Source organism: Allomuricauda sp. CP2A, assembly GCF_001683915.1.
Lineage (GTDB): Bacteria > Bacteroidota > Bacteroidia > Flavobacteriales > Flavobacteriaceae > Flagellimonas.
Map to the genome: position 1 here is coordinate 35,861 of NZ_LXTT01000118.1, position 12,785 is coordinate 48,645.

The following is a 12,785-nucleotide window of genomic DNA, read 5'->3' on the forward strand; positions in this document are numbered from 1 at the left end:
TTCCTGCGGAAAGTTCAGGAATCAAGAGCAAGCTCCTCCCTGCGGCAGGGGTTATTGGGTTATTGGGATTTGGGATTTGGTGCTTGAAACTTGAACTTGAACTTGCTCTTGATTTTGTCTCCAGTCTATTGTCAGAATAAAAAAACACCGAGGGACAACATCCCCCGGCGTTCTTGATATACTAAACTAGGTGTTTAAGCAGCCTTTGGCCGTATGAATCAATTGCACATGTTGGTGCCCCCCTCATCAGTGATGGTCCATCCAAAATTGTTCAACAACAAATTACGTGCATTTTGCGTTAGCTGTGTATTGCAATAATAGACGAATTCAGCGTCCAACACAACATTGGACGGGCCATTATTGTTCTGCACTTGGGTTGCCCAACCTTGTAAGGTAGCACTGTAATTGTTGGGGCTAAGTGCTGCTCCATTCAACATCACTGTCATATCGGTGACACCGCTGATGTCCCATGCCCCAAGGTCCGAGTTGAAGTCATTGGCAGAAAAGAACATTCCAACCATGTAGGTGACATTGCCTGTATCCCAACCGCTGAGATCTGCATTAAAATCAACGGCAAAAGCGAACATACTACCCATATTGGTGACATTGCTTACATCCCAGCCACTGAGGTCTGCGTTGAAGGCAAAGGCCTCATAGAACATTCTAAACATATTGCTGACATTGCCTGTGTCCCAACCACTAAGGCCGATCCCTTCAAAGACTCTCGCAGTATGGAACATATCACTCATATCGGTGACATTGCTTACATCCCAACCGCTAAGGTCCCCGTTGAAGGTTTCGGCAAATCTGAACATATTAGTCATATCGGACACTTGGGAGAGATCTGGCACGTCAGTGGCGTTGTAGTTCGCCAAGTTTTGACAACCTCTGAAGGCATCAGCCATGCTGGCCCACAGGTTGGTGCCCCATTGCTCTATGCTTACCAATTTATCCCGGTCTGCTTGAACGAGATTGCCATTAACCATCCGTATTGCCGGAAAAGCGCCCTTTATGGCCACGGTATGGGCACCCGGTAGTACATATAGGTGCTGGGGGTCGTTGTTATCGGTGATGTTCTCCACCGTGCCATCGCCCCAGTCTATGGTATAGTCGTAGGTAAAGGTATTATCCACCCCGATTACAATGGTTTCATTGTTGGCCGTGGTCACCCATGTCGTGACAAAGGAGTCGGGGTCCTCGGCCAAGGTCTCAATGACATTGGTCACGGTGATGGTGATCTCTGCGGAAACCGGATTGTTGACACCGTCGGTCACGTCCACCGTAATGGTGTGCCCTTCGGCGGTCTCAAAGTTCAGGGCTTTGCCCTCGGCAAGGCTCAGCTCACCATCTGTGGTGATCTCAAAAAGGTCGTTGTCGTTTGTGGTTATGGAAAAGGTAAGGGCATCGTCCTCGGCATCGGTGGCCACAACGGCACCGATCACATCGGTATCGGCAATGTCCTCCGCCGCTTCAAAGCCTTGGGCCTGGATCACGGGGGCATCGTCCACATTTATGGTGATCGTGGCCGTGGCACTGCTGTTCCCGTCCGATACGCCCACCGTTATGGCATGGCTTTCGGCAATCCCAAAGTCCAATGTTTTGCCAAGGGCAAGGCTCAGCTCGCCATCTGTGGTAATCTCAAAAATATCGTCGTCGTTTGTGGTTATGGAGAAGGTAAGGGCATCCTGTTCCGGGTCTGTGGCCACAACGGTACCGATTACATCGGTGTCGGCAATGTCCTCCGCCACTTCAAAGCCTTGGGCCTGGATCACGGGGGACTGGTTCTCCGGATCCACCACCTCAGTCACCTCAGTGACATTTATGGTGACATCGGCCTTTGCGGTGACCGTTCCGTCGTACACGCCAATACTGAGCACATGCTGACTTTTGGTGGCAAAGTCCAGTGTTTTGCCAGAGGCCAGGCTCAGGGCGCCGGCCTTGGTAATCTCGAACAGGTCGTCGCTGTTGGCAGCGATGCTAAAGACAAGGGCGTCTTCGTCGACATCGGTGGCAGTGACCGTTCCAATCACAGAAGTATCGTTAATGTTCTCCGCTACACTGAAGGTGTATGCCTTTATCACAGGGGCGGTGTTCACATAAATGGAATCCGGTTCATTGGGCTCACATGACCATAGGGCAACCATGGCAAAGACACCCAAAAAAAGATTTCTAATTTTCTTTTTTCCTTTTTTTTGTATCATTTTCTTAAAATTTAAAGGGTTGAAACCACAATTTCCCAAAACCCGGGCTGACTTTTTGGGACGATCTGACGGATACTGTTTTTGAGTTGATGTAGGCCGCCTTTGGCTGATGGAGGGTATGGGTTGTTCAGCTATTCAGTTATTGGTTACTCAGTTATTGGAAGTCGGGAGTCGCCTGCCCGCCGCAGGCGGGGGAGTCAGGAGTCAGTAGACAGTCAGCAGTAAATCCCGTTTTTGATTTTGAGATTGCCCGCCTGCCGTAGGTAGGGGTTATTCGGTTATTTTGTTACTGTGTTATTGGTATTTGGTATGTTGGTGCTTGGGGTTTGGAATTTGGAGTTTGGGATTTAAGAATTGCTTACTGCCAACTGCTTATTGCACATTGATAATTGCATTGACCAAAACTTTGAGTTCCTCTTCCAAAGAATAATTGGGAAAGGGTTTTCCAGCCTGCCGATACCAATAGCCTGCATTCCATTTATCACCCTCTTTGCGGTGCAAATAGGCATGAATCCAACTGCCAATGGCTGAGTGGATGTCTTGGGCAATGTTGTGCGAAGCTTCCCAATCGCCCTTGGCATCATACCACAACGCTTGAAGCGCTTCCGGCCATTCTTGGGAAGGTTCATTTTCCTGCAAAGTTTCTTGAAATTCAATATAGGAACTTGGTCTCATGCATTCAGTTTTTCCATAAATTCCTGTTCCGAAATAATGGGGACCCCCAAGCTTTCCGCCTTGGTCTTTTTGCTGGGTCCCATATTGTCACCAGCTACCACAAACGACGTTTTTGAGGAAATGGAAGAAGCCACTTTGCCCCCATTGTCCTCTATCAACTTTTTAAGGTCGTTTCTGCTGATATTTTCAAACACCCCGGAAACCACAAAGGTCTGCCCTTTTAATTTATCGGTCTGATTTTCCAATTGTGCTTCGGAGAGGGAAAATTGCAATCCGTAGGATTTCAATCGGTCTATGATTTCCAAATTGGTGGGTTCCGAAAAGAATTTGATGACGCTCTCTGCAATGCGTTCCCCAATTTCATCCACTGCCACCAACTCCTCATGGCTCGCCACCATCAATGCATCAATATTTTTATAGGCCTTGGCCAACTTTTTGGCGACAGTCTCGCCTACATAACGGATTCCCAATGCGAACAATACCCGTTCAAAAGGAATGGTTTTTGAAGCCGCTACGCCATTGACCAGATTTTCTGCGGATTTTTCGGCCATGCGCTCCAAGGGCATGACTTGCTCCTTGGTCAATTCGTATAAATCGGCATAATTGGAAATGAGTCCCTCCTTGAACAGCAATTCCACAGTTTCACTGCCCATGCCTTCAATATCCATGGCCTTCCGTGAGATAAAATGTTGAATGCGGCCAGTAATCTGTGGGGGGCAACCTGTATCATTGGGGCAAAAGTGTTGCGCTTCACCTTCTTTTCTGATCAATTCAGTGCCACATTCGGGACAGTTTGTAATATATTGGGTGGGAACTGAATCCACAGCACGTTTGGTGAAATCCACGGCTATGATCTTGGGAATGATCTCTCCTCCTTTTTCCACAAAAACAGTGTCCCCAACCCGAACATCCAACTTGGCAATTTGGTCGGCATTGTGCAAAGAAGCCCGTTTTACCGTGGTGCCCGCCAACAATACCGGCTCCAAATTGGCCACAGGGGTAATGGCCCCGGTACGCCCCACTTGGTAGGTGATTTCGTTCAGGACAGTCGTAGCTTGCTCCGCCTTAAATTTATAGGCCATGGCCCAACGTGGGGATTTTGCCGTATAGCCCAGCTCTTCCTGATGCTGGATACTGTTCACTTTGACCACAACCCCATCGGTTTCAAAAGACATATCGTGACGGTGGATATCCCAATAATCCGCAAACTGCATCACCTCTTCCATACTCTTGCAGAGTTTGGCCACGGTTGGGACCTTAAAGCCCCACGAGCGTGCTTTTTCCAAGACTTCAAATTGGGAGGAGATGCCCAAATTATTTCCAGCAATACTGTAGAGCAGGCACTCCAAAGGACGTTGTGCCACCAAGGCGCTGTCCTGCAATTTTAAACTTCCGGAAGCTGTGTTTCTGGGGTTCATATAAGGGTCTTCCCCAGCCTCAATTCGCTCTTGGTTCATTTTGGCAAAACCTTCGAGAGTCAAAATAATCTCCCCACGAATATCAAATTTGGGTGGATAATCCCCTTTCAATTGCAAGGGAACGGATTTTATCGTTTTGATGTTGTTGGTTACATCATCGCCTTGAAAACCATCACCACGGGTCACGGCCTTGACCAATTTTCCATCTTCGTAGGTGAGACTAATGGAAGCGCCATCATACTTCAACTCACAAGTGAATTCAACCTCAACATCGCCCAAAATACGTTGGATACGCTTCTCCCAATCCTCCAAATCCTCTTTGGAATACGAGTTTTCCAAGGAGTACATGCGATGTTCGTGCACTACGGTCTCAAAATTCTTGGTCACTGCGCCCCCAACCCGGATGGTGGGCGATGCAGGGTCATAAAACTCTGGGTGTTCGGCCTCCAATTTCTGGAGTTCCTTCAGCTTCATATCAAACTCAAAGTCCGTGATGGAAGGCTGGTCCAGCACGTAGTACTTGTAATTGTGTTCCCTGAGCTCATCCCGCAGGGATGTTATTCTTTCTTTGATGTTCATGAATTACGTGCTTTAAGCATTCGGTCGTTGCCAAAAAGGTCTTTTCGCAGTTCAATTTCCGAAAAATTATGGGCTTTCAAAAGGGCTTTGGTTTCCTCTCCCAGATATTGGTTGATTTCCAAATACAAGCTGCCACCTTTCTTCAAATTAGCTTTGGAAAATTGCGCAATGGCCTTGTAGAATAGTAAAGGGTCTTCATCGGGGACGAAAAGTGCTGTTCCAGGCTCATGTTCCTTTACATTGTTTTTGATTTTACCCTTTTCCAACTCCCTGACATAGGGTGGGTTGGAAACGATGATGTCAAAATCAAGTGCAAGTGCAAGGTCAAGGTCAAGACCAAGTTCTGGGTTCGGCGCAAGAATATCTTGATGAAGAAAAGTGATATCCACTTGATTTTTTTGGGCATTTTCCCGCGCTACTTCCAATGCGTCTTCGGAAACATCCAAAGCAAACACCTTTGCAGTTGGAATATGTTTGGCCAAGGCAATGGCAATGCAGCCGCTTCCGGTGCCGATGTCAAGAATTTGCAAAGAACGGTCATTGGGCGGAGTCGAAATGACGCTTCGACTCCGCTCAGCGTCCTGATTACTCTGTTTTTCAAAATCCTCCAAAATCCATTGTACCAATTCTTCGGTCTCCGGTCTTGGGATCAAAACACTTTCATTGACCTTTAACTCCATGTCCATAAAGTGGGCCATGCCCAAAATATATTGCAGGGGGCGTTCCTGTTTTAATTGGGAAAGGGCTTCAAACAATGGCTGTTCTTCTTCTTTGCCCAATGTCAGTTGGGGTTGCACCGCCAAAACGAACCGTTCCAGCTTTAAATAGTGCTCCACGCATCGGTAAAAAAAGGCATCTACCTCCTCAATGGGATAAATCTCATCCAACTCCTTATGGAATATGTTCTTGATTTCCCTCAGCAGCATTACAATTTTTTAAGCATCCAGACGGGACAGGAATAGTGTCCTGTGTTGCCCATGGGAGCATCGATATAGTCAAAACCGTTCTTTTGATACAGTTTTTGGGCCGCTTTCATATAGGGCATGGTTTCCAGGTAGCATTCCTCAAACCCAAATTCCTTGGCTTTCTCCAAACAGACGGTAATCATCTCAGAACCAATTCCTTTTCCTCTGGCCTCTTCCAAAAAATACATTTTTTGCAGCTCGCAGACATTGCCATCATAGTTCTGCAACTGTGCGATTCCGGCGCACCCAATGATCTTTTCTTGGTGTTCCACTACAAAGTAGGCCGCTTTGGGCACATCGTAGGCCGCAAACATATCATCCAAAGCTTTATCGGCATACGCTGTACCTACCTTTGGTATTCCCATGTCCTCAAAAACTTTTCTGATCACTTGGGCCACTTGGGCATTATCTTCTGGTGTGATTTCACGAATCACCATATCCTTCATGTTGCGTTTATTGTTCTATTTTTGCGGGGTGAATATACACCAAAAATACATCCTCAGAAGCATTGAACTGGGCAAAAAAGGGCTGGGCACCACAGCTCCCAATCCCATGGTGGGCTGTGTTATTGTCCATAAGGACAAAATCATTGGGGAAGGATATACGAGTCCCTACGGCGGCCCCCATGCCGAAGTGAATGCCATCAATGCTGTTGTGGATAAACATATACTGAGCGAAGCTACGCTGTATGTCACCTTGGAACCCTGTTCACATCATGGGAAAACACCGCCCTGTGCCGATTTGATCATAAAACATAAAATTCCAGAGGTGGTCATTGGCATTAAGGACCCCCATGAAAAAGTGGCCGGAAAAGGGATTGAAAAATTGGCGGCGGCCGGCTGCAAAGTTAGCGTGGGCGTACTTGAGGATGAGTGTCGCAAACACCTCAAGCGCTTTTTGACCTTTCAGGAGAAGAAAAGACCCTACATTATATTAAAATGGGCCGAAACCGAGGATGGTTTTATCGCCCCAGACCCAAAAATCAGAAAAAACACTCCTGAACCTTTTTGGATCACCAACCCCTACTCCAAACAATTGGTGCACCAATGGCGGAATCAGGAACAAGCCATTTTGGTGGGAACACATACGGTTTTGGAGGACAACCCTAAATTGAACACTCGAGATTGGGCCGGAAAGAATCCCATTCGTGTGGTTTTGGATAAAAATCTTAGGATCGATTCTCATTTTCATGTGATGGACCAATCAGTAAAAACTAGTATTCTGACCCAAATCGAAGATGAATCTAAATATTTGGAGGGTATTGATTACGTAGTAATCGATTTTGCAAAACCCGTGGCTGCCCAAATCTGTGAGGTGCTGCACAAGCATTCCATAACCAGTGTGCTTGTTGAAGGAGGTTCAAAGATGCTTCAAACTTTTATTGATGAAGGTTTATGGGATGAAGCCCGAATTTTTACGGCTCAAAAAACCTTTAAAGGAGGTATTGCAGCACCTCGTATAAAAGGAAAGCTCCTGAGTAAGGAACGTATTTTGTCGGACACTTTATCCATCTACACCCATGATTAAAAACATTATCCTTGATTTTGGCGATGTGCTCATCAATTTGGACAAACCGGCCACGGCTAGGGAAATGCTGAAATTTGGGTTTACGGGCATCACCCCAGAACTGGATATTTTGTTTAAAAACTACGAAAAGGGGTTGGTTACTTCCGATCATTTTCTAGATACGATCTCAAATCAATTTCCACAAGCCAACATGAACGATTTGATAAACGCTTGGAATGCCATTCTGCAGGATTTTCCTGAAGAGCGATTACGGTTTCTTGAAAATTTGGCCCAAGCCAACCAACACCGACTCTTTTTGTTGAGCAACACCAATGACCTGCATATTGAATGTGTAAAGGAACAAATGGGCAGGATGCGGTTCAGTCGGTTTAAAAATGCGTTTGAGGTGTTTTATCTCTCCTACGAAATAGGCATGCGCAAACCGGATACGGAGATTTTTGAATTCGTGTTGGAAAAAAACCAGCTATCCGCACAAGAAACCTTGTTTGTGGATGATGTAAAGGAAAATACCGATGCGGCCGCCAATTTGGGCATCCATGTTTGGAACCTTCAAGTGGGGGAAGAAGACATCACACAATTAAACCGATACCTATAAATGATAGCCCTGATCCTTAGCATTCTCAGTTCCACCCTGATTTTTGTGGTTTTTAAATTGTACGATACCTACAAGGTGCAAACCCTGTATGCCATTGTGGTCAATTACATCGTTGCATGCATCACCGGTTTTTTTCTTTATGAAGGCTCTGTGGAAATGGGCCAATTGGTGCACAGTTCTTGGTTTTGGGGACCGGTTGCCATGGGTGTCCTGTTTATCACCATTTTCAACCTTATGGCCAAGACGGCCCAAGTATCCGGGGTATCGGTAGCCTCCGTGGCCACAAAAATGTCGTTGGTGATCCCCGTGATCTTTGGAATATGGCTGTACAATGAAAGTTTAACATGGATTCAGGTAATTGGGATTGCACTGGCATTGGTAGCCGTGTACTTGGCATCCTTGAAGGAAAAGCATATTGTCATCAACAGAAAAACCCTCTTACTTCCTTTTTTGGTGTTCTTGGGTTCCGGGGTTATTGACACGAGCATCAAATACTTTGAGGAACTGCATCTGACGGACGAAGAAATTCCCATTTTTTCTTCCATGATTTTTGGTTGCGCCGCATTATCTGGATTACTATTCATTGGTATTCGGTCTAAAAAAACTCCTCTCAAAATCAACTTTAAAAATATTTTGGGCGGAATCGCTTTGGGGATTCCCAATTATTTCTCCATTTACTTTATCATTCGGGCTTTGCGTTCAGATTTGTTGAACAGTGCCGCCATTTTCACCTTGAACAATGTGGCGATTGTGATGTTCTCCACTTTAATGGGAATTCTGCTGTTCAAAGAACGATTGAGCATGAAAAACTGGGGCGGGGTGATCTTGGCCATTTTGAGTATCGTCCTTGTCGCATTATTTTAATGAATCAAGGCAGATTGTTCATTAAGAGCTTTGCTCGGTTTTCACCCTTTCCATGATTCAAAATCTACCCTTAAAAAGCCACAAAAACATCTCTTGTCCTGTCTTTTAAAATCCAATACTTTGACATCTGTCAATTCAAAAGGAGTATTCGTCAATTCATGCCCCCAGCTTCCATTATTAAAAAATAAATTCACTTATTAACCAAAATTGGGCAACAATGAAAAACCTACTCTATGCAATATTTGTTACATGCATCGTATTGTCTTGCAGTAAAGATGATGGTCCCAAACAATCCACGAACATTGCCCCTGTAATCAATACACAAACATTTACTGCCCATGAGAACATCACTGATGGGGAGATAATTGGCACAGTCGTGGCCACAGATGCAGATTCAGAGGCCCTAACTTTCAGCATTCAGACCAACAGCAACAATCTGTTTGAATTAACCCCTGCCGGTGTCCTGAGCCTAGCCAGCGGCAAAAAGTTGGACTTTGCTTCTGCCCAGACCCACATCATAAAGGTGAGCGTGAGCGATAATACCATCAGTTCCAGCGCAGAGATTATCATCAATGTTACGGAGAACCAAATCCCAACAATAGCAGCCCAAACCTTTGAAGCAACCGAAGATATTGCTGATACCTCAATCATCGGATCCATTATGGCAAATGATCTCGATGGGGATGCTCTTGTGTTTTCCATATCGACCAATGACAACGACTTGTTTGAAATCTCGGAATCGGGAGAGTTAAAACTGACCAGTGGGCAGAACCTTGACTTTGAGACTGCCCCGGAACATAACATAACTGTTAGTGTTTCTGATGGCTCCCATAGTGCAGAAGCCCAAGTGACCATAACTGTGGGCAATGTAATTGACACCCTCGCTGAGGAGTCTGAATCTTTTGTGACAACCTGGAAGACCGAAACGGACAACGAGACCATTGCCATTGGGGTGAACCCTTTCTATTCCTATAATTACAAAATTGAATGGGGTGATGGTACTATCGAGGAAATAGCCACCAATTCAAACCCACAGCACACCTACGCAACGGCAGGCACCTATACCGTGGCCATACAGGGGGATTTTCCTGCGATTCAAATGAGCAATGAGCCACTACATGCAAGTAAACTTGTAAGTGTAAAGCAATGGGGTACCATTGAATGGAAGAGCATGGGATCTGCCTTTAAAGCATGTAATAAAATGGAATACCATGCCACGGACGTTCCCGACCTATCCAAAGTGACCAATCTTTCATATATGTTTTGGGGCGCAAGTTCCTTTAATGGAGTAATCGGCAATTGGAACACAGAAAATATAATCGATATGACAGCCATGTTCCATTATGCCAGTTCATTTAACCAGGATCTCAACAATTGGAATGTGCAGAAAGTGCAAATTATGAATTCCATGTTTGCACATGCGGTTGCCTTTAATGGGAACATTAGTGAATGGAATGTTAGCAATGTCGTCAATATGAACAGCATGTTTTACAGATGCCTTTCTTTTAATCAGGACATAGGTGGATGGAATGTAGGCAAAGTAAACAATATGGCAGCGATGTTCGAAGGTGCCGAAGTATTTAACCAAAATCTCAATGAGTGGAATGTGGGCACGGTTACGGATATGTCGAATATGTTTACAGGTGCTTCTGCCTTTAATGGGGACATCAGCGCATGGAATGTGGGCAATGTATTGAATATGTCAAGTATGTTCCATTTTGCAGGTTCCTTCGACCAAGATATTGGCGCATGGAATGTAAGTAAGGTACAGAATATGATATTTATGTTTCATTCCGCCCATGCATTCAACCAAGATATAAGCGGTTGGGATGTGAGTCAGGTTGGCTTAATGTCCTCTATGTTCTCCAGTGCCTCTTCCTTTAACCAGAACATTGGAGGATGGGATGTAAGCAGTGCTATACAAATGTATGAAATGTTCGCCAGTGCCACCTCCTTCAACCAAGACATCAGTGGATGGAATGTGAGCAATGTCACAGATATGAGATATATGTTCAAATATGCAAGTTCCTTTGACCAAAACCTTGGGACATGGAACATTGCAAGTTCAGGACATCTATATGGTATTTTCAATAATTCAGGGCTTTCCACTACCAATTATGATAATATCTTGATTGGGTGGGCTGCTAATCCCAATACCCCAGAAAATTTAACATTGGGAACGAACAATGTTACTTACTGCAATGGAGCTAATGCTAGGGGTGAACTGATCAATACTAAAGGGTGGGACATTTATGATGATGGACTTGATCACAATTGCAATTGAGCACTATATTGGTAGCTCTTTTCTAATAACAATGGACAATTAGCAATTTCCAATATCTGAAGAACTGAAAACCCCTGCCTATGGCAGGCTTCCAGTAGGCAGTAGATCAGTAGGCAGTAACTCAGTAACTCAGTAACAAAATAACCCATTACAAGAGACAAGAGACAAGAACAAACAATCCTTCATGCTAATTCCTGCCTGAGTCAAAACCAAAAACAGGAATTACTGTTGACTGTGCACTGCATACTGCATACTGACTTCTGACTCCCGACTTCCCCGCCTGCGGCGGGCAGGCGACTTCTGACTTCTGACAGTCCAAAATGCTTCCCATCTCATTCTGAATAGGTAGTTTTGCTCTGATGCAAAAAAATGATGTCTACAAAACCGTTGCCCAACCTTCGGAAGAAATCCTCTACAAAGACCGGAAGAGCAAGTTTTTTGCCCAAGTATTTCCTATTACTTCGGAAGATGAGGTAAAGCCCATTGTTGAGGAGTTGAGACAAAAATACCACACGGCCAATCATGTTTGCTATGCGTGGCAATTGGGAGAACAGAACCGCTCCTATCGCGCGAATGATGACGGGGAACCCAACAATTCTGCCGGAATGCCCATTTATGGGCAAATTCAATCTTTTGATGTGACCAATGTGCTGGTGACCGTCACCCGAATCTTTGGCGGCACCAAATTAGGGGTCGGCGGGTTGATCCAGGCCTACCGCACGGCGGCGCAAATGGCCCTTGAAAATGCCAAAATTGTGGAGCGGGTGATTGCATCCAAATTTGAACTCCGATTTGAATACCCTGAAATGGACAAGGTCATGCGCACCATCAAACAAAAAAACCTGAACATTGTCTCCCAAAAAATGGAAATGGATTGCGAGTTGGTCATCTCCGTAAGACAAAGTGAAGCGGAAAAAACGCAACATCTTTTTGAAGATATGCAGGGTGTGGGCATTAAGATAAAAGAGTAAAGACCGCTTCGCTACTGGACACAAGAACAAAGACTTTCCCGTCTTGCCTTCCGACTTCTGACCAAATCCCAAATCACAAACTCCAAATTCCAAGCACCAGATACCAAATTCCAATAATCCAAAGACAAGAGACGAGAGCAAGTTCAAGCCCAAGTATCAAGTTCAAATAACATAATAACCAAAGAACCAAGAAACTAGAGACTAGAGACTAGACAAGAGCAAGAGCAAGTTCAAGCCCAAGTATCAAATTCAAATAACACAGTAACAAAATAACTGAATAACCTATTACAAGAAACTAGAGACTAGAGATTAGAGACTAGAGACTAGAGACTAGAGACTAGAGACCGTCCATCAAGTAAAAGTTCAAGTTCAAACTTCTGACTTCCCCGCCTGCGGCGGGCAGGCGACTTCCAACTTCCAACAACAAAATAACTGAATAACTCAGTAACCCAGTAACTCAATAACCCAGTAACTCAATAACCCAGTAACTCAATAACCCAGTAACCCAGTAACTCAGTAACAAAATAACTGAATAACCCCTGCCTACGGCAGGCAGGCAGTAACAAACCAAAAACGGCCTACATCAACCCAAAAACGCCATCCGTCAGATCGCACCTAAAAGTTTGTCCGGGTTTTGGGAAATTGTGGATTTAATGATAAAACTTTAGAAATTATGTCACAAAAAAAATTGTTTTTCCTGGCCCTT

The 12,785-nt window shown here is 45.0% G+C and carries 10 protein-coding genes; 5 read left to right on the top strand and 5 right to left on the bottom strand.

All coding sequences use genetic code 11. The annotated features are described in order from the left end of the window. Positions 1–218: 218 nt before the first annotated feature. The 5 genes from A7D14_RS13925 to A7D14_RS13945 all read right to left on the bottom strand — a co-directional run bounded on the left by A7D14_RS13925 (position 219) and on the right by A7D14_RS13945 (position 6,284). Complete coding sequence (locus A7D14_RS13925; protein ID WP_067035820.1) at positions 219–2,201, bottom strand: BspA family leucine-rich repeat surface protein; 1,983 nt, start codon at positions 2,199–2,201, stop codon at positions 219–221. A 372-nt stretch (positions 2,202–2,573) separates the two neighbouring features. Next, entirely contained in the window at positions 2,574–2,876 is a 303-nt protein-coding gene (locus A7D14_RS13930) for a hypothetical protein (RefSeq protein WP_067035823.1), read from the bottom strand. Continuing rightward, positions 2,873–4,873, bottom strand: a complete 2,001-nt coding sequence (gene ligA, locus A7D14_RS13935; protein WP_067035826.1) for an NAD-dependent DNA ligase LigA — start codon at positions 4,871–4,873, stop codon at positions 2,873–2,875. The genes A7D14_RS13930 and ligA overlap by 4 nt, the downstream gene beginning before the upstream one ends. Then, on the bottom strand, positions 4,870–5,799 hold the full coding sequence (gene prmC / locus A7D14_RS13940) for a peptide chain release factor N(5)-glutamine methyltransferase (RefSeq protein WP_067035829.1): 930 nt from the start codon (positions 5,797–5,799) through the stop codon (positions 4,870–4,872). Before prmC ends, ligA begins: the two co-directional genes overlap by 4 nt. Continuing rightward, the gene (locus A7D14_RS13945; protein WP_067035833.1) at positions 5,799–6,284 is read right to left on the bottom strand and encodes a GNAT family N-acetyltransferase; all 486 of its coding nucleotides are present in this window, start codon (positions 6,282–6,284) and stop codon (positions 5,799–5,801) included. The genes prmC and A7D14_RS13945 overlap by 1 nt, the downstream gene beginning before the upstream one ends. Here A7D14_RS13945 and ribD point away from each other — a divergent pair. The 5 genes from ribD (at position 6,283) to A7D14_RS13970 (ending at position 12,079) form a co-directional block, all read left to right on the top strand. Then, positions 6,283–7,365: a bifunctional diaminohydroxyphosphoribosylaminopyrimidine deaminase/5-amino-6-(5-phosphoribosylamino)uracil reductase RibD gene (gene ribD, locus A7D14_RS13950; protein WP_255307466.1), complete on the top strand. Its 1,083-nt coding sequence runs from the start codon at positions 6,283–6,285 to the stop codon at positions 7,363–7,365. The two genes, A7D14_RS13945 and ribD, sit on opposite strands and share 2 nt — an antisense overlap. Beyond that, on the top strand, positions 7,358–7,960 hold the full coding sequence (locus A7D14_RS13955) for an HAD family hydrolase (RefSeq protein WP_067035836.1): 603 nt from the start codon (positions 7,358–7,360) through the stop codon (positions 7,958–7,960). Before ribD ends, A7D14_RS13955 begins: the two co-directional genes overlap by 8 nt. After that, entirely contained in the window at positions 7,961–8,824 is an 864-nt protein-coding gene (locus A7D14_RS13960) for a DMT family transporter (RefSeq protein ID WP_067035838.1), read from the top strand. Between the two features lie 217 nt (positions 8,825–9,041). Continuing rightward, the gene (locus tag A7D14_RS13965) at positions 9,042–11,108 is read left to right on the top strand and encodes a BspA family leucine-rich repeat surface protein (protein ID WP_067035841.1); all 2,067 of its coding nucleotides are present in this window, start codon (positions 9,042–9,044) and stop codon (positions 11,106–11,108) included. 359 nt (positions 11,109–11,467) lie between these two features. Further along, a complete protein-coding gene (locus tag A7D14_RS13970) occupies positions 11,468–12,079 on the top strand; it encodes an IMPACT family protein (RefSeq protein ID WP_067032377.1) in 612 nt (203 codons plus the stop codon). Positions 12,080–12,785: the final 706 nt, after the last annotated feature.

What these genes read in the sequence shown, in the direction of transcription:
- A7D14_RS13970 (WP_067032377.1), top strand. Translation starts at nt 11,468, where the DNA reads ATGCAAAAAAATGATGTCTACAAAACCGTTGCCCAACCTTCGGAAGAA.
- A7D14_RS13960 (WP_067035838.1), top strand. Translation starts at nt 7,961, where the DNA reads ATGATAGCCCTGATCCTTAGCATTCTCAGTTCCACCCTGATTTTTGTG.
- A7D14_RS13965 (WP_067035841.1), top strand. Translation starts at nt 9,042, where the DNA reads ATGAAAAACCTACTCTATGCAATATTTGTTACATGCATCGTATTGTCT.
- A7D14_RS13945 (WP_067035833.1), bottom strand. Translation starts at nt 6,284, where the DNA reads ATGAAGGATATGGTGATTCGTGAAATCACACCAGAAGATAATGCCCAA.
- ribD (WP_255307466.1), top strand. Translation starts at nt 6,283, where the DNA reads ATGTTGCGTTTATTGTTCTATTTTTGCGGGGTGAATATACACCAAAAA.
- A7D14_RS13930 (WP_067035823.1), bottom strand. Translation starts at nt 2,876, where the DNA reads ATGAGACCAAGTTCCTATATTGAATTTCAAGAAACTTTGCAGGAAAAT.
- ligA (WP_067035826.1), bottom strand. Translation starts at nt 4,873, where the DNA reads ATGAACATCAAAGAAAGAATAACATCCCTGCGGGATGAGCTCAGGGAA.
- prmC (WP_067035829.1), bottom strand. Translation starts at nt 5,799, where the DNA reads ATGCTGCTGAGGGAAATCAAGAACATATTCCATAAGGAGTTGGATGAG.
- A7D14_RS13955 (WP_067035836.1), top strand. Translation starts at nt 7,358, where the DNA reads ATGATTAAAAACATTATCCTTGATTTTGGCGATGTGCTCATCAATTTG.
- A7D14_RS13925 (WP_067035820.1), bottom strand. Translation starts at nt 2,201, where the DNA reads ATGATACAAAAAAAAGGAAAAAAGAAAATTAGAAATCTTTTTTTGGGT.